14 protein-coding genes and 1 pseudogene are annotated in these 16,280 nt (G+C 61.8%); 6 read left to right on the top strand and 9 right to left on the bottom strand.

The window, feature by feature from the left end:
- Positions 1-57 precede the first annotated feature (57 nt).
- A complete protein-coding gene (locus tag C4J87_RS18670; RefSeq protein ID WP_124367958.1) occupies positions 58-1,038 on the top strand; it encodes an OmpA family protein in 981 nt (326 codons plus the stop codon).
- A 60-nt stretch (positions 1,039-1,098) separates the two neighbouring features.
- Here C4J87_RS18670 and cobA read toward each other — a convergent pair whose 3' ends face one another.
- From cobA to C4J87_RS18630, 8 genes are all read right to left on the bottom strand, one after another.
- Positions 1,099-1,842, bottom strand: a complete 744-nt coding sequence (gene cobA, locus C4J87_RS18665; protein ID WP_124367957.1) for a uroporphyrinogen-III C-methyltransferase — start codon at positions 1,840-1,842, stop codon at positions 1,099-1,101.
- Between the two features lie 9 nt (positions 1,843-1,851).
- Positions 1,852-4,560, bottom strand: a complete 2,709-nt coding sequence (locus C4J87_RS18660; protein WP_124367956.1) for a nitrate reductase — start codon at positions 4,558-4,560, stop codon at positions 1,852-1,854.
- Positions 4,560-4,877 (bottom strand): nitrite reductase small subunit NirD, encoded by a 318-nt coding sequence (gene nirD / locus C4J87_RS18655; protein WP_057721197.1) that lies wholly within the window; start codon positions 4,875-4,877, stop codon positions 4,560-4,562. Before nirD ends, C4J87_RS18660 begins: the two co-directional genes overlap by 1 nt.
- On the bottom strand, positions 4,874-7,327 hold the full coding sequence (nirB, locus tag C4J87_RS18650; protein ID WP_124367955.1) for a nitrite reductase large subunit NirB: 2,454 nt from the start codon (positions 7,325-7,327) through the stop codon (positions 4,874-4,876). Before nirB ends, nirD begins: the two co-directional genes overlap by 4 nt.
- A 224-nt stretch (positions 7,328-7,551) precedes the next feature.
- On the bottom strand, positions 7,552-9,222 hold the full coding sequence (locus tag C4J87_RS18645) for a bifunctional protein-serine/threonine kinase/phosphatase (RefSeq protein WP_124367954.1): 1,671 nt from the start codon (positions 9,220-9,222) through the stop codon (positions 7,552-7,554).
- Entirely contained in the window at positions 9,222-10,433 is a 1,212-nt protein-coding gene (locus C4J87_RS18640) for a NarK/NasA family nitrate transporter (protein WP_124367953.1), read from the bottom strand. The genes C4J87_RS18645 and C4J87_RS18640 overlap by 1 nt, the downstream gene beginning before the upstream one ends.
- A 144-nt stretch (positions 10,434-10,577) precedes the next feature.
- Positions 10,578-11,153 (bottom strand): ANTAR domain-containing response regulator, encoded by a 576-nt coding sequence (locus C4J87_RS18635; RefSeq protein WP_057721200.1) that lies wholly within the window; start codon positions 11,151-11,153, stop codon positions 10,578-10,580.
- A 13-nt stretch (positions 11,154-11,166) separates the two neighbouring features.
- Complete coding sequence (locus tag C4J87_RS18630) at positions 11,167-12,393, bottom strand: CmpA/NrtA family ABC transporter substrate-binding protein (RefSeq protein ID WP_124367952.1); 1,227 nt, start codon at positions 12,391-12,393, stop codon at positions 11,167-11,169.
- Between the two features lie 237 nt (positions 12,394-12,630).
- Here C4J87_RS18630 and C4J87_RS18625 point away from each other — a divergent pair.
- From C4J87_RS18625 to C4J87_RS18605, 5 genes and pseudogenes are all read left to right on the top strand, one after another.
- A pseudogene (locus C4J87_RS18625) lies at positions 12,631-13,467 on the top strand (secretin N-terminal domain-containing protein); the annotation flags it as partial.
- A 107-nt stretch (positions 13,468-13,574) separates the two neighbouring features.
- A complete protein-coding gene (locus tag C4J87_RS18620; RefSeq protein WP_124363925.1) occupies positions 13,575-13,796 on the top strand; it encodes a FliM/FliN family flagellar motor switch protein in 222 nt (73 codons plus the stop codon).
- Between the two features lie 161 nt (positions 13,797-13,957).
- The gene (locus C4J87_RS18615; RefSeq protein WP_124363924.1) at positions 13,958-14,344 is read left to right on the top strand and encodes a winged helix-turn-helix domain-containing protein; all 387 of its coding nucleotides are present in this window, start codon (positions 13,958-13,960) and stop codon (positions 14,342-14,344) included.
- A 19-nt stretch (positions 14,345-14,363) separates the two neighbouring features.
- On the top strand, positions 14,364-14,798 hold the full coding sequence (locus tag C4J87_RS18610; protein WP_256657796.1) for a transglycosylase SLT domain-containing protein: 435 nt from the start codon (positions 14,364-14,366) through the stop codon (positions 14,796-14,798).
- 85 nt (positions 14,799-14,883) lie between these two features.
- Positions 14,884-15,903 carry a quinone-dependent dihydroorotate dehydrogenase gene (locus tag C4J87_RS18605; RefSeq protein WP_124367951.1) on the top strand — a complete coding sequence of 340 codons (1,020 nt, stop codon included), beginning with the start codon at positions 14,884-14,886 and terminating at the stop codon, positions 15,901-15,903.
- A gap of 134 nt (positions 15,904-16,037) precedes the next feature.
- Here C4J87_RS18605 and rmf read toward each other — a convergent pair whose 3' ends face one another.
- A complete protein-coding gene (gene rmf, locus C4J87_RS18600) occupies positions 16,038-16,253 on the bottom strand; it encodes a ribosome modulation factor (RefSeq protein WP_002553055.1) in 216 nt (71 codons plus the stop codon).
- Between the last annotated feature and the right edge of the window lie 27 nt (positions 16,254-16,280).

Genomic DNA, 16,280 nt, shown 5'->3' with positions numbered 1-16,280 from the left:
CGAGTTGTCCCCCGGTTTGTGGGACTGCTTTACAATCACCAGATGGGGATTTAACGGATGAAACTGAAAAACACCTTGGGCTTGGCCATTGGTTCTCTTATTGCCGCTACTTCTTTCGGCGTTCTGGCACAAGGCCAAGGCGCAGTTGAAGGCGAGCTGTTCTACAAGAAGCAGTACAACGATAGCGTCAAGCACATCGAAGACGGCTTCAATCCTGGCGCTCGCATCGGTTACTTCTTGACCGACGACCTGTCCTTGAACCTGTCCTACGACAAGACTAACCACACCCGTTCGAACGACGGTACTGGTAGCCAGAAGATCAAAGGTGATACCGGCAGCCTGGTTGCCCAATATCACTTCGGTCAAGCTGGCGTTGACAGCCTGCGTCCATACGTTGAAGGCGGTTTCGGCCACCAGAGCCGTGGCAACGTAAAAGCTGACGGTCACAGCGGTCGCGATCAGACTACTTTCGCTACCATCGGTACCGGCGTGAAGTACTACTTCACCAACAACCTGTACGCTCGTGCTGGCGTTGAAGCTGACTACGGTCTGGACAACGGCAAGTGGGACTACTCCGCACTGGTTGGCCTGGGTGTGAACTTCGGCGGTAACGCTGGCGCAGCTGCTCCAGCTCCTACCCCAGCACCAGCTCCAGAGCCAGTTCCAGAGCCAGAAGCTCCGGTTGCTCAGGTTGTTCGTGTTGAGCTGGACGTTAAGTTCGACTTCGACAAGGCCGTTGTTAAGCCTAACAGCTACGGCGACGTCAAAAACCTGGCCGACTTCATGGCTCAGTACCCAGACACCAACGTAGAAGTTGCTGGTCACACTGACTCCGTAGGTCCAGACGCTTACAACCAGAAGCTGTCCCAGCGTCGTGCTGACGCTGTTAAGCAAGTCCTGGTTAAAGATGGCGTAGCTCCTAGCCGCATCACTTCCGTAGGTTACGGCGAATCCCGCCCAGTTGCTGACAACGCAACTGAAGCTGGTCGCGCTGTTAACCGTCGCGTAGAAGCAGCGGTTGAAGCTCAAGCTAAGTAATTAGCCGAGCTTCACAAAAAGCCCGGCTTAGGCCGGGCTTTTTTTTGCCTGTGATTTGCCTCAGGCGCTGGCGGCTGCCGCGACGCAAGCCATCTGGGCTGCGCTGGCAACACGGCCAATCACCAGGATCGCCGGGCTCTTCAGCGCAAACGCCTGCGCGTCTTCATGCATGGCGGCGAGGTCGCTACGGCATTCGCGCTGCTCGGGCAACGACGCATTTTCGATCATCGCCACCGGCATATCCGCAGCCATGCCACCTTCCAGCAACTGTTGCCGAATCTCTTCCAGCTTGGCGACGCCCATATACACCACCAGCGTCGTTCCCCCCTCCGCCAGTGCACGCCAATTCAGGCTGCTGTCGTCCTGGGTATGCGCCGTGATCAACGTCACGCCACGGCTTACGCCGCGCAACGTCAACGGGATATCGCAATTCGTCGCTCCGGCCAGCCCTGAGGTGATGCCATTGACTAACTCCACCTCGACTCCACGCTCGCGCAGCCAGGTTGCTTCCTCACCACCCCGGCCGAAAATGCACGGGTCGCCACCTTTAAGCCGCACCACGCACTTGCCCTGGCGCGCGTAACGCAGCATCAGGCGGTGAATAAAATCCTGCGGCGTGGAACGACAGCCGCCGCGCTTGCCGACAGTGATCACTCGCGCATCGGCGCAGTGCTCCAGCACGGCCGCGTTGACCAGATCGTCGATCAACACCACGTCGGCTTCATGCAGGGCCCTTACCGCTTTGAGGGTGAGCAATTCCGGATCACCGGGCCCGGCGCCTACCAGCCAAACTTTTGCGCTCATGTTGTTACCTCACAGACTGATTGCGATTGGCTGCGGGCTGGCGGCCAAAAGACGTTTGATTTCTGGCACGCAGGAGCCGCATTGCGTGCCGCACCCCAGTTCTTGTTTGAGTCCACTCAGGTCCAGGCCACGGGCGATCCCGGCGCACACTGCGTTTTCGCTGACATTTATGCAGTTGCACAGGACCTTGCTGCTGGCTGCGGCACCCCCCGGTGGCGCGCTTAACGGCGCCAATAGCCAGCGGCGTAATTGATCGTCGGCGCGGCCTTCCAGCCAGAGGCCCTGCAGCCAATGGCGGGCGAGGGTTTCGCCGGCCAGGCGCAACGCGGTAATGCGGCCTTTTTCGATTTTTACCCGTTTACCGATGGAACGGCGCGGGTCGTCATACGCCATCACCGGGCCGTCATTGAGCCCAAGCAACTGGTCGATGCGGTTCAGCAACTGCAGGTCTGGCGCCTCGGTATGGGCTGCACGCACCAGCAACGCGGGACGCTCACGTCCGGACAGGCTCAGGCTGACGTAGGAAAAACCCTCACAGAGCGGGCGCAGGGCTTCGAAATGTCGCTGCACATCGCCCTCAATCAGCGCAAACAGCTGCCACGGCAGTTGCACCGCTTCCAGGCGCACACCGCTGTGTTTGAGTTCCGGCTGTTTCGACAACGGGTCGCACGCCGGCTGGGTCAGCACGTTGACGCCGCCTTTGAGAAAACGGTCGCCCCAATGCATGGGCAGGAACGCTTGGCCGGGGCGCACGCTGTCATCGCTGGTGACCGCGACGATCACATTGCCTCGACGGCTTTTCAGGTTGACCAAGTCACCTTCTTTGAAGCGATGACGGCGCAACTCGTCCGGGTGCAGGCTCAACAGCGCCTCGCTGACATGCCCGAACAACTGCGCTGCCGTGCCGGTACGGCTCATGCCGTGCCATTGGTCGCGCAGGCGGCCGGTGATCAGGGTCAAGGGGAAGCGTGCGTCACGCTGCTCCTTGGCGGCGCGGTAAGGGTCGGCGACAAACTGCGCACGGCCATTAGCGGTGGGGAAAATGCCATCCACGTAGAGGCGCGGCGTTCCGGCTTGTGCACCCCTGGGAAACGGCCACTGTTGCGGGCCGAGCCGGTCCAGCAGGGCATGGCTGATGCCCGACAAATCCAGGTCGCGGTCCTGCGTCAACAGCTTGAACTCGTCAAAAATCTGCGCAGGTTGCTCGAAGGCAAACAGGCTGTTCAGCCCCGGCCGCAGACGACGCTCCAGGCGTCGGGCGAAATCCACCGTAATCGCCCAATCCGGCCGCGCTTCTCCCGGTGCGCTGATGGCGCGTCGCACGTGGGAAATACGCCGTTCGGAGTTGGTCACCGTGCCTTCTTTTTCACCCCAGCTGGCGGCGGGCAACAGCAGGTCGGCGTAGGCGGCGGTCTCGGTGGTTCGAAACGCCTCCTGCAACACCACAAACGGACATGTCGCCAAGGCGGCACGCACGGCATTCTGGTCCGGCAATGATTGGGCGGGGTTGGTGCAGGCGATCCACAACGCTTTGATCTTGCCCGCCTGCACCTGCTCGAACAGTTCGATGGCCGTGAGGCCGGTGCTAGCGGGCAGTTGATCGACGCCCCAATAAGCGGCGACTTCCGCGCGGTGTTCGGGGTTGGCGGCGTCGCGATGCCCAGGCAGCAAATTCGACAAGCTGCCGGTCTCGCGCCCGCCCATGGCATTGGGTTGGCCGGTCAGGGAAAACGGCCCGCAGCCTGGCCGGCCAATCGTCCCGGTGGCCAGGTGCAGGTTGATCAGCGCGCTGTTTTTTGCACTGCCCGCAGTAGATTGGTTCAACCCCATGCACCACAGCGACAAAAAGCTATTGGAGGTGCCCACCCACTGCGCGCACAGGCGCAACTGCTCCACGCTGATCCCGCACAGTTGCGTGACCATCTGCGGGGTGTAGTCATGCACCAGGCGTTTCAGCTCGGCCAGGCCGTCGGTATGCGCCTGGATAAAATCGCGGTCGATCCAGTCTTCCCACAACAGCAGATGCAAAATTCCATGGAACAGCGCGACGTCGGTCCCCGGCAGGATCGCCAGGTGCAGGTCAGCCAGTTCGCAGGTGTCTGTGCGCCGTGGGTCGATCACCACGACTTTCATCTGTGGGCGGCGCGCCTTGGCTTCTTCCAAACGTCGGAACAACACTGGATGAGCGTAGGCCATGTTACTGCCGACGATCATCACGCAGTCGCTGGTGTCCAGATCTTCATAGCTGCAGGGTGGGGCATCGGCGCCCAGGCTGCGCTTGTATCCAACGACGGCTGAGGACATGCACAGCCGCGAGTTGCTATCGATATTGTTGGTGCCCACCAGGGCACGCGCCAGTTTGTTGAAGCTGTAGTAGTCCTCGGTCAGCAATTGCCCGGAGATGTAGAAGGCCACGCTGTCCGGCCCGTGCGCGGCGATGGTCTCGGCAAATACCGTGGCCGCATGTTCCAGGGCGGTATCCCAGTCGGTACGGGCGCGGGCCAGGTCTTTGCCCAAGCGCAACTCCGGGTACAAGGCGCGGGCGTCGAGGTCACCGGTCAGATGCAGGCTGGCACCCTTGCTGCACAGCTTGCCGAAGTTGGCCGGGTGGTCCGGATCGCCTTGCACGCCAAGGATTCGGGTGCCGTCATGCTCAATCAGCACGCCGCAGCCCACCCCGCAATAACAGCAGGTGGATGCGGTGACCTGGCGGTCCATCACCCTGCGTCCCGCAGGGCCAGCATCACTCGGCCGTTTTCCACGCGGGCGAGGTGATGATGGGCGCAACCGATATCCGGCGCCTGGGCTTCGCCGGACGCCAGGTCGATCTGCCAATTGTGCAGCGGGCAGGCCACGCGCTTGCCATAGATCAAGCCTTGGGACAGTGGCCCGCCTTTGTGCGGACAACGGTCATCGAGGGCGAAGACCTCATCGTCGCTGGTGCGAAAAATCGCAATGTCGCCCTTGGGCCCGTTGATGATGCGCGAGCCCAATGCGTTGATTTCTTCCAGGGCGCAGATATCCAGCCAGTTCATGCTGGCACCTCCAATTGCTTGACCGGGATGACGTCGAATTCCTTTTTCAGCAGCGGCTGTTCCAGGCGTTCTTTCCAGGGGTCTTGCTCGAACGACAGCGAAAACTGCAGGCGCTCGTTGAGGGCCTGGCGCCGGGCCGGGTCTTCGAGCACGGCTTTCTTGATATGGTCCATGCCCACCCGCTGCAGGTAATGCACGGTGCGCTCCAGGTAGAAGGCTTCTTCGCGGTACAACTGCAGGAATGCGCCGTTGTATTCGCGCACTTCCTCGGCGGTCTTGAGCTTGACGAAGAACTCCGCGACTTCGGTTTTGATCCCGCCGTTGCCGCCGATGTACATCTCCCATCCCGAGTCCACACCAATGATTCCCACGTCCTTGATGCCTGCTTCCGAGCAATTGCGCGGGCAACCGGACACCGCCAGCTTGACCTTGTGCGGCGACCACATATTGAACAGGTCGTGCTCCAGCTCGATGCCCAGTTGCGTGGAGTTTTGCGTACCGAAGCGGCAGAACTCGCTGCCCACGCACGTCTTCACGGTACGGATGGATTTGCCGTAGGCATGCCCGGACGGCATGTCGAGGTCTTTCCAGACGCCGGGCAAGTCCTGCTTCTTGATGCCGAGCAAGTCGATGCGCTGGCCGCCGGTCACCTTGACCATGGGCACGTTGTACTTGTCGGCCACATCGGCGATACGGCGCAGCTCCGACGGATTGGTCACACCGCCCCACATCCGTGGGACGACGGAATAGGTGCCGTCTTTCTGGATGTTGGCGTGGGCGCGCTCGTTGATCAGCCGCGATTGCGGGTCGTCCTTGGCTTCGCCCGGCCAGGTGGAGATCAGGTAGTAGTTCAGCGCCGGACGGCAGGTGGCGCAACCGTTGGGCGTGCGCCAGTTCAGGTAGCTCATGGTGCCGGCGATGGTCAGCAGGTGCTGGTCGCGAATGGCCTGGCGGATTTGCCCGTGGTTGAGGTCGCTGCAACCGCAGATGGCTTTTTCGCTCTTGGGTTTGACGTCGGCGGCACCGCCCACGGTGTTGATCAGGATCTGCTCCACCAGCCCCGCGCAAGACCCGCACGAGCTGGCGGCCTTGGTGTGCTTTTTCACCTCATCGACGCTGAACAGCCCTTGTTCCTGGATCGCCTTGACGATGGTGCCCTTGCACACGCCGTTGCAGCCGCAGACCTCGGCGCTGTCGGCCATGCTCATGGCTTTGTCCTGGCCCTGGTGGCCTACGTCGCCCAGTGCATTTTCGCCAAACATCAAATGGTCACGGATCTCGCCAATCGCGTGGTTCTCACGGATCTGGCGGAAATACCAACCGCCATCGGCGGTATCGCCGTACAGGCAGGCGCCGACCAGGATGTCATCCTTGATCACCAGTTTTTTGTACACGCCGCCGATGGGGTCGGAGAGGGTGATGGTTTCAGTGCCTTCGCCGCCCATGAAGTCTCCGGCAGAGAACAGGTCGATGCCGGTGACTTTCAGCTTGGTGGAGGTCACCGACCCTTTATAGGTGGCAAAACCGAGCTGGGCGAGATGGTTGGCGCAGACCTTGGCCTGTTCGAACAGCGGTGCCACCAGGCCGTAGGCAATCCCACGGTGGCTGGCGCATTCGCCGATGGCGTAGATGCGCGGGTCGTAGGTTTGCATGGTGTCGTTGACCAGAATCCCACGATTGCAGGGGATGCCGGACTTTTCCGCAAGTTCGGTGTTGGGGCGGATACCGGCGGCCATCACCACCAGGTCGGCGGGGATGATGTCGCCATTCTTGAACTGCACCGAGCCGACCCGGCCGTTGCCGGCATCGTGCAAGGCCTGGGTCTGTTCGCACAGGCGGAACACCAGGCCACGGCTTTCCAGTTCGGTTTGCAGCAGTTGGCCGCTGGTCTTGTCCAGTTGCCGCTCCAGGAGCCATTCACCGATGTGCACCACGGTCACCTGCATGCCGCGCAGCATCAAGCCGTTGGCGGCCTCAAGGCCCAGCAGCCCGCCACCGATAACCACGGCGTGCTTGTGGGTCTTGGCGGTGTCGATCATGGCCTGGGTGTCGGCGATATCGCGGTAGCCGATCACGCCCTGCAAGGTGTTACCGGGAATGGGCAGGATAAACGGAGTGGAACCGGTGGCGATCAGCAGGCGATCGTACTCGGCTTCGGTACCGTCTTCGGCGATGACCCGGCGCTTGATCCGGTCGATCTGCACCACCTTGCGGTTGAGCAGCAGCTTGACGTTGTTATCGAGGTACCAGTCCAGGTCGTTGAGCACGATCTCTTCGAAGGTCTGCTCGCCGGCCAGCACCGGCGACAGCAGGATGCGGTTGTAGTTGGTGTGGGGCTCGGCGCCGAACACGGTGATGTCATAGAGGTCGCTGCTGAGCTTGAGCAGTTCTTCCAGGGTGCGAACCCCGGCCATGCCGTTGCCGATCATCACCAGTTTGAGTTTTTTCATGTCGCTCTCCGACCAATCACGCGCAAACAAAAAAAGGCGTCCCCGCTAGTTACCTAGCGAGGACGCCTTTGTCCTGGTCCCGTTCTCTCGGGAAGCTCGGCCCTTCGACGTTGAAGGAGCGGCTATATGTGGGTTGTTGGGATAGCTAATGCAGCAGCTGTGCCAAGTGCCGATGTCCCTGGTTTTATTGAGCGTTTAACCCGAATGCCGCAGGGTTTTGCCCGTTAGTGGTGCAATAGCCAGTAGAGCAGCACCAGATTGATCAGCAGCGAAGCCATCGCCAGGGTTTGCCAGACCTTCAGCGGTTCACGCTCCAGCAAGGGGCGGGCGCGCACGCTCAGCTCACGGCGGTCGGCCTGTTCCAGCACCAGCAGCCATTCTTCGGCGGTTTCATAACGTTGCTGCGGTTGCGCGGCCACGGCCCGTTCGAGGCTCGCGGGCAACCAGTCGGGCAAGTCGGGACGGTAGCGGCTGGCGCTGACCGCCTGAGTGAAGCGCGGACGTTGGAAGGCTTCGATTTCGCCGTAGGGATAGTGGCCGGTCAGCAGGTAATAGAGCGTGACGCCGACGCTATACAAATCCTGTTGCGCCGTAGGCCGCTCGCCATTGAACGACTCCGGCGCGATAAAACTCGGGGTGCCGGGCAGCACATGCGCACGGTCTTCGGACAGCCCTGGGCAGTAGGCCAGGCCGAAATCCAGCACGCGCAGTTCGCCATCGTCCCCCAGCAACAGGTTTTCCGGCTTGATATCGCGGTGCAGGATCTGCCGCCGATGCAGCAGGCCGATCGCGCGCAGCAAACGCTCGGCGATGGACTGCCATTGAGCCAGGGGCAAGGGGCCCTGGCGCTTGAACAGCTCGGCCAGGGTTTGCCCCGGATATTCACGCATCACGTAGTACAAATGCTGACGCCCGCTGGCGGCATGCACTTCAGGGAACGCGCGGCCGGCGACCCGGCGCAGAAACCATTCTTCCGAGAGCAGGGCCTGGGCGGCGTCCGTATCGGTTTCGCGATTGAGCGGCAAGGTTTTCAGCAACCAGGGGCGCTGCTGATCATCCTCTACCCGATACAGCAATGACTGTCGGCTCTGCGCCAACAGGCTGTGCACCTGCCAACCTTCGAAGCGTTGCCCGGCCTTGAGCAGCGGCGGCAGCGGCCACTGCTGCAACTGCACCAGTGCATCGCCCAGCGTGGCGGCGCCGAGTGCGTCGATGCGTACCAGCAAGGCGCTGGCATTGTCCTGGCTTCCTGCCAAGTGCGCGGCATTCACCAGGGTGTTGACCGCCAGGTCCAGGTCGCTTTGTTCGCGCAGAATCGCGCGGATGCTGTGGTCGCCCAACGTGGCCCAGACCCCGTCACTGAGCAGCAGGAAGCACTCGCCGGCGCGCAGTTCCCCGTCGAGAAAATCCAGCACCAAATGTTGGTCCAGGCCGAGGGCACGCTTGAGCACATGCTGCATGCCCGGTTGTTCCCACACATGGTCTTCGCTGATGCGCTGCAGCTCGCCGTCCAGCCAGCGATAGGCGCGGCAATCGCCGACGTGGGCCAGGGTGAAACGCTGGCCGCGAAACACCAGGGCGCTGAGGGTGGTCAGCAGCGGCTGACCGCCGCCATTGGCTTGCAGCCAGCGATTCTGCGCGACCAGTAAACGTTCCAGCGCCTGGGCCACGCCCCAGGTCTGCGGCGTGGCGTAGTAGTCCAGGGCCAGCGCCTGCAAGGTCGAGCGTGCGGCCAGGCCGCCATCGGCGCATTGGCTGACACCGTCGGCCAACGCGCACAGGTAGCCTTTGCTCGCCGCCAGTTCCGCCATGGGCGTGACCACCCGCAGCGCGTCCTGGTTTTCTGCCCGTGGGCCGATCGCACTGGCCTGGGCGACGCTCAGTTGCAGGCTCATCAGACGCGCGCGGCGGTCACGGCAGCCGAGCCCCAGGTGGTTCTCCAGCGACGCTTGACGCCGTGCAGGCCAAACCAGGCCAGCACGCCGAGGCTGGCGAACAGCCACAGGGCCACCTGGTAACTGCCGGTACTCTGCTTGATCGCACCCATGCCGGCCGCCAGCACAAAGCCGCCAATGCCGCCGGCCATGCCGATCAAGCCGGTCATCACGCCGATCTCACTGCGAAAACGCTGTGGCACCAGTTGGAATACCGCGCCATTCCCGGCGCCAAGGCCGAGCATGGTGCAGACGAAAAGCGCCAGCGCGGCGTAGGAACTGGGCAGGTTGAAACCCACCGCCGCGATGCAGATCACCGCCACGCTGTACATGCCGAGCAGGGTCTTGATCCCGCCGAAACGGTCCGCCAGGGCACCGCCCAAGGGGCGCATCAGGCTGCCACCGAAGACACAGGCCGCGGTGTAGTAGCCGGCGGTCACCGGGCTCAGGCCGTACTGGTCGTTGAAGTAGCCGGGCAGGGCACTGGCCAGGCCGATGAAGCCGCCAAAGGTCACGCTGTAGAAGAACATGAACCACCAACTGTCGCGATCACCCAAGGCTTTGAAGTAGTCGGCCATCGACTTGGCTTTCGGGCGTTGCGGGGCATTGCGGGCGAGCCAGGCGAACACGATCAGGGTAAGAATCAGCGGAATCAACGCGAAGCCGAACACATTGCTCCAGCCAAAGGCCGCCGCCAGTACCGGTGCCAGCAACGCGGCAAACACAGTGCCGGAGTTGCCGGCGCCGGCGATGCCCATGGCTTTGCCTTGGTGCTCGGCCGGGTACCATTGCGAGGCCAGCGGCAGGGCGACGGCAAACGAGGCACCGGCCATGCCGAGGAACAGGCCCAGCAGCAGGGCTTGCTCGTAGCTGTGAATGCCCAGCTTCCAGGCGCAGAACAACGCGACAATGACAATCACCTGGCCGATCAGCCCGGCGGTCTTGGGCGACAGCTTGTCGGCCAGCATGCCCATGAGAAAGCGCAACACCGCGCCCGCCAGGATCGGCGTGGCGACCACCAGGCCGCGCTGTTGAGTGGTCAGGTGCAGGTCGGCGGCAATCTGTACCGCCAGCGGGCCCAGCAGGTACCAGACCATGAAGCTCAGGTCGAAATACAGGAACGCGGCAAACAGGGTCGGGGTGTGCCCGGATTTCCAGAAGCTTGATTTCATCACGCACCTCAACGGTTGGGTCTAAAACGAAAAAACGCCGCCACCGGGTTCGCGAGGGCAAACCGGGTGTGCGACGTCTTTGTCGTGGATTGGGCAACCGCCGTTGGCTACCTGTAGAGGTTCTTTAGCAAGAGCCGCGCCACATCACCCGAGCAATTCGCTCATGGCAATAATCTGTTCGGCGACCTGGATCAGTTTCTGCTGGCGGCTCATGGCCTGGCGGCGCATGAGGGTGTAGGCCTCTTCCTCATTGCAGTCCTTCATTTTCATCAGCAGACCTTTGGCCAGCTCGATGCGCTTGCGCTCCGCCAACTGTTGATCACGGGCGTGAAGCTGGGCGCGCAGGGCCTGGTCGCTTTCGAAGCGTGCCATGGCCACATCGAGGATCGGTTGCAGGCGCTGGGCCTGGATGCCTTCGACGATGTAGGCACTGACCCCGGACTTGATCGCCTGGCGCATGACATTCGGGTCGTGCTCGTCGGTAAACATCACGATAGGGCGGGGTTGATCGCGGCTGACCAGCACCACCTGTTCCATCACATCGCGGCCGGGTGACTCGGTATCGATCAGGATCACGTCAGGGCGCACCGTTTCGACGCGCGCGGGCAAGTCGATGGTCAGGCCCGATTCATCGATCACCTCGAAGCCGGCCTCGGTCAGCGCGGCCTTGAGCCGGCCGACTTTGCGCGGGGTGTCGTTGATCAACAGGATTCGCAGCATGGTCGTGCTCCTGTCAGCGCAGCGCTTGGCGGCTGGTGTCGTCCGCCATGGCGTGCAGACGGAAGCTGCGGGCATAGCCGGCGGGGTCGGAGCCGTCCCAGACCTTGCCGTCGATCAACTGGCTGCTGCGCATGTCTTCGTCATGGGGTGGGACGCCGACGGCGCTGGCGGCTTGACGGTACACCTCCAGTTGTTGCACCTGGCGGGCAACGTCGAGGTAGTCCGGGTCTTCGCGCAACAAGCCCCAGCGGCGAAACTGGGTCATGAACCACATGCCGTCGCAGAGGTAGGGCAGGTTGACCGCGCCATCGTCGAAAAAACGCAGCGCATGCGGGTCCTGCCACTGGTTGCCCAGGCCATCGTCGTAATTGCCCAGCAGGCGAGGTTCGATACAGTCCAGCGGCGCGTCGAGGTACTCGCGGGCGCTGAGCAGCTGGGCGGTGGAGCGACGGTTTTGCGTGCTCGCTTCGATAAAGCGGCTGGCTTCGAGAATCGCCATCACCAGCACACGGGCGGTATTGGGGTATTGGTCGACGAAGGCTTGGGTACAGCCCAGGACCTTTTCCGGATGATTCGGCCAGATCGACTGGCTGGTCGCCAGGGTGAAGCCCTGGTTCTGCTTGACGGCGCTGGCGCACCAGGGTTCACCGACGCACAGGCCGTCGATACGACCGGCTTGCAGGTGCGCAACCATTTGCGGCGGGGGGACCACCACGCTGTCCACGTCCCGCAGCGGGTGGATGCCCTGGCTTGCCAGCCAGTAATACAGCCACATGGCGTGGGTGCCGGTGGGAAAGGTCTGGGCGAAGGTGAGTTTTGTGCGGCTTTGGTGCACGTGGCGCTCCAATGCCTCAGGAGTGACCACGCCTTGCTGTTGCAGCCCACGGGACAGGTTGATGCTCTGCCCGTTCTGGTTCAGCCCCATCAGCACCGCCATCGGGCTCGGAGCAACGCCGCCGATGCCCAGGTGCACGGCATAGATCAGCCCGTACAGGCTATGGGCGGCGTCCAGCTCACCGCTGACCAGTTTGTCGCGCAAGTTGGCCCAGGACGTTTGACGCTTGAGGTTCAGCGTGAGGCCGTAGGGTTGCGCAAATCCCTGGGTGGCGGCGACCACCAGCGAGGCGCAATCAGTCAAGGCCATGAACCCCAGGTCGAGACTGCTCTTTTCCGGCGCGTCACTGCCGTTTACCCAGGCCAGCGCCGGGGTCACCGGGCTGTTGCCGACCGAATCGTTCATCCACACCTACCTTTTCTCTCAAAAAAAAGCGTCGCTTCCTCGGATGGCGATACCAGCCATTACAGGGAAACGACGCCTTTGTCCGTAGGCCCGCTCCGTCGTTGGCGCGCGCCCTGATAGAGAGTGCATAGCAAGGCACATGCCATGGGGCAGCCGTCAGCTTTTCATCATGATTGAACCTCGCCTGCCTCTCAGTATGGCCGCTCTTTCGCGTTCTACCGCCCCAGGAAAACCAAGGTGCATGCTGAATCTCCCATTCCGACGAACCGCCACTGCCTCGGTAGCACGCTGCTGTGGGTGGTGCTGTTGCTGCTCAGCCGGGTTGCCTGGGGCGAGCCGTATCAGGCCAGCGATGAAAGCCTGGACAGTTTTTTCGCTGCATTGTCGGTGCCCCTGGGTCTGCCTGTGGTGGTCAGTCGGGAGGCGGCGCCCAGGCGTGTCAGCGGGACCTTCGATTTCGAGGCGCCCCAACAGGTCCTTGAAGCGCTGGCCCGGCGTGAAGGCCTGATCTGGCACAGCGACGGGCAATCGGTGCACGTCTACAACGCAACCGAAGCGAGAACCTCCGTGGTGGCGTTGCGGTACATCTCAGTCAACCGACTGCGCGGCATCCTGCGCCGAACGGGGCTGGATGAATCGCGCTATCCCTTGCGCGACAGCGGGGTGCGTACCTTCTACGTGTCCGGGCCACCCAGCTATGTCAACCAAGTGCTGCGGCTGGCGCAATTGACAGACCGCCAACGCAGTGAGCTGCGCGTGGGCACGCACGCCTTCGGGGTGGTGCAGGTATTCAATACCCACGTCGAGGATCGGCAGTATGGCAGCGGCGCGAGCAAGGTCAGCGTGCCGGGGATGGCCTCCATCATTCAAGGCCTGCTGGCCAGCGAGCAGAAGGGCCCGCTGGCGGACAAGAACCTGACGCTGATCGCCTATGCGGACACCAACAGCCTCTTGATCAAAGGCAAGCCGGCCCAGGTAAGCCTGATCGAGAAGCTGGTAGATGAATTGGATGTTCCCAAACAACTGAATGAAATCTCGTCATGGCGGGTGGATGTGGGCCGTGACGAATCGAAGCCTCCGGCCGGGCCGCCGCCGTTGACGGCTGCGCAATATGAGCGTGTGCAACGTGCGTTCGTAAGGCCGGGCCGCGAGCGTTCCCCCTGAATAAAAGGCGTTTGTCCATGTACCTGGAAATACTGCTGCAGGAGCAATTGATCAGCCGTAAGCGTCTGGCTGCGTTTGCGCCGGGGAAAGTGTTGCCGTTGGCGCCTGAGGTCATCCACTGCGTGGAGGTGCGGGTCAACGGGCAGTTGATGGCTGTGGGTGAGTTGGTGCAGCTGGAGGACCGGTTAGGCGTTGAGTTGCATGAGGTGTATCAGGAATGGATACCTCGTTCGGGTTGAGTGGTGAACTGTCTTACAACGAGACGCTGAAAAACGCTGACTGAATAGGGTTTTTCCTAGCGTGATATGCGAGACAGGTTTTTATAGTCATGGCATCGGGCGAGTGAGCCGTCACAGCAAGAAGGATTTGAATGTCAGCAGTCGAATGTGCAGGACGCCTTATGGACATCGGGATTGAAGAATCGACAAATTCCCTGGTTTTCGCTCACTGGACCTTGCATGAAGATGGTCGGCTCACGGGTAGGGAAACCGATATTCAACTGCCGCCCAAAGAGGGGAGCGTGCTCCGACTGTTGCTGGTTTCCGGCGGTTCGTTGATGACCAAGGACCGCTTGTTGGCGCTTGCCTGGCCCCGGGGCGAGGTGGCTGATGAGTCATTGACACGTTGCATCTACGCCTTGCGTAGACACTTGAAGGCCGACAAAGGGTTTATCAAGACCGTGTATGGCAAGGGCTACCGTTTTACCTGCCCTGTGCAGGTCCGGAACGCTGAGCCCAAGCACGTCATGCACGTGTGTTCGGCGTGCGGGCAGATCAGCAGTGTTTAAAGTGTGGGGCAGGGGCCTGATGCTGGGCTTGTTGATGGGCAGCAACCAGGCCCTGGCCTACTGCTGGGATGAAGTGGCGCGTCGTTACGACTTCGAGCCAGAGTTGCTGCAGGCCATCGCAGCGGTAGAGTCGGGGTACCGCGCAGAAGCGATCAACTATGCCAACGCTAATGGCACGCATGATATCGGCTTGATGCAAATCAACAGCAGTCACCTGCCTCGCCTGCTCAAGCTGGGCATTACCGAAGAGCGGCTGTTGAGCGAGCCGTGTTTGTCGGTGGAGGTCGGTGCCTCGATTCTTGCCGGGTTCGTTCAGCGTTTCGGCTATAACTGGACAGCGGTGGGTTCTTACAATGTGGGAGCGGGCGCCGGGGCGGAGCGTGACGCGTTGCGCATGCGCTACGCCGAAAAAGTCTGGGCCCGTTATGAGGCACTGATGGCCCATCGTAATTGACGATTGGGCGGCACGCCTCGCATGCAGCGTGTGTCCCCGGCTATAATCGCGCCACCTTTCGCCGCCATCCGAGTCTAGCCCGCCCATGTATACCCTGGCCCGCCAGCTGTTGTTCAAACTCTCCCCGGAAACCTCCCACGATCTGTCCCTGGACCTGATCGGTGCCGGTGGCCGCCTGGGGCTCAATGGCCTGGTATGCAAGGCTGCGGCGAAAGTACCGGTGTCGGTGATGGGCCTTGAATTTCCCAATCCGGTCGGGCTGGCGGCCGGCCTGGACAAGAACGGTGCGGCAATCGACGGGTTTGCGCAGTTGGGTTTCGGTTTCGTCGAAATCGGCACCGTGACGCCTCGGCCGCAACCGGGCAACCCCAAGCCCCGGATCTTCCGCCTGCCGGAAGCCGAGGCGATCATCAACCGCATGGGCTTCAACAATCTGGGTGTGGACCATTTGTTGTCACGGGTTCAGGCGGCGAAGTACAAGGGCATCCTCGGTATCAACATCGGCAAGAATTTCGACACGCCGGTAGAGCGTGCGGTGGACGATTACCTGATCTGCCTGGACAAGGTCTACGCCCACGCCAGCTACGTCACCGTCAACGTCAGCTCGCCCAATACCCCGGGCTTGCGCAGCCTGCAGTTCGGCGACTCCCTCAAGCAATTGCTCGAAGCATTGCGTCAGCGCCAGGAAGACCTGGCAGTGCGCCACGGCAAGCGGGTGCCATTGGCGATCAAGATCGCTCCCGATATGAGCGATGAAGAAACCGTGCTGGTGGCCCAGGCCCTGATGAACGCGGGCATGGATGCGGTGATCGCGACCAACACCACCCTCAGCCGTATGGGCGTCGAAGGCCTCGCTCACGGTGACGAGGCGGGCGGTCTGTCCGGCGCGCCGGTACGGGACAAAAGCACCCATATCGTCAAGGTGCTGGCGGCCGAACTGGCGGGGCGCTTGCCGATCATCGCTGTGGGGGGGATCACCGAAGGCAAGCACGCGGCTGAAAAGATCGCGGCGGGCGCAAGCCTGGTGCAGCTGTACTCCGGTTTCATCTACAAAGGCCCCGCGCTGATTCGCGAATCGGTGGACGCGATCGCCGCCCTGCGCTGAGGGCGCTTGTCTGACACGGGCAATAAAAAGGGCTCCATAAAGGAGCCCCTGGGCCGAAGCCCGCCGCCCGGATAGGACGTGCGTGGTTAAATCGCTACATATTCAAGTTGATGTGTCGGAATTAAGTGCCCTGATTAGCCGACGGCGTGAAGTTCGTTGAGTCTGTGGATACCCGCAGTGCCAGTCATACCGTCCCAGTTGTCGCCTCGTCCTTCTCGCCAGCCATTGATCCAGGCTTGGCGCACCGACGGTAGAGTAAATGGGCAAAGCTCACGGGATTTTCCATGAACGCCATATTGATATCCGCGTAAAAATGCTCTTTCCAACGGATCACGCTTAAGTCTTCTCATAGGGTGTTTCCCTCACTTGTTGACTGT

It is taken from the genome of Pseudomonas sp. R1-43-08 (genome assembly GCF_003852255.1).
Taxonomy (GTDB): domain Bacteria; phylum Pseudomonadota; class Gammaproteobacteria; order Pseudomonadales; family Pseudomonadaceae; genus Aquipseudomonas.
The sequence above is the reverse complement of the archived record's forward strand: the minus strand, read 5'-3'. Positions and strand labels throughout refer to the sequence as shown.

Excerpts from the sequence above, each read along its gene's own strand:
- C4J87_RS18670 (WP_124367958.1), top strand. The coding sequence starts at position 58 with ATGAAACTGAAAAACACCTTGGGCTTGGCCATTGGTTCTCTTATTGCC.
- cobA (WP_124367957.1), bottom strand. The coding sequence starts at position 1,842 with ATGAGCGCAAAAGTTTGGCTGGTAGGCGCCGGGCCCGGTGATCCGGAA.
- C4J87_RS18660 (WP_124367956.1), bottom strand. The coding sequence starts at position 4,560 with ATGGACCGCCAGGTCACCGCATCCACCTGCTGTTATTGCGGGGTGGGC.
- nirD (WP_057721197.1), bottom strand. The coding sequence starts at position 4,877 with ATGAACTGGCTGGATATCTGCGCCCTGGAAGAAATCAACGCATTGGGC.
- nirB (WP_124367955.1), bottom strand. The coding sequence starts at position 7,327 with ATGAAAAAACTCAAACTGGTGATGATCGGCAACGGCATGGCCGGGGTT.
- C4J87_RS18645 (WP_124367954.1), bottom strand. The coding sequence starts at position 9,222 with ATGAGCCTGCAACTGAGCGTCGCCCAGGCCAGTGCGATCGGCCCACGG.
- C4J87_RS18640 (WP_124367953.1), bottom strand. The coding sequence starts at position 10,433 with ATGAAATCAAGCTTCTGGAAATCCGGGCACACCCCGACCCTGTTTGCC.
- C4J87_RS18635 (WP_057721200.1), bottom strand. The coding sequence starts at position 11,153 with ATGCTGCGAATCCTGTTGATCAACGACACCCCGCGCAAAGTCGGCCGG.
- C4J87_RS18630 (WP_124367952.1), bottom strand. The coding sequence starts at position 12,393 with ATGAACGATTCGGTCGGCAACAGCCCGGTGACCCCGGCGCTGGCCTGG.
- C4J87_RS18620 (WP_124363925.1), top strand. The coding sequence starts at position 13,575 with ATGTACCTGGAAATACTGCTGCAGGAGCAATTGATCAGCCGTAAGCGT.
- C4J87_RS18615 (WP_124363924.1), top strand. The coding sequence starts at position 13,958 with ATGGACATCGGGATTGAAGAATCGACAAATTCCCTGGTTTTCGCTCAC.
- C4J87_RS18610 (WP_256657796.1), top strand. The coding sequence starts at position 14,364 with ATGCTGGGCTTGTTGATGGGCAGCAACCAGGCCCTGGCCTACTGCTGG.
- C4J87_RS18605 (WP_124367951.1), top strand. The coding sequence starts at position 14,884 with ATGTATACCCTGGCCCGCCAGCTGTTGTTCAAACTCTCCCCGGAAACC.
- rmf (WP_002553055.1), bottom strand. The coding sequence starts at position 16,253 with ATGAGAAGACTTAAGCGTGATCCGTTGGAAAGAGCATTTTTACGCGGA.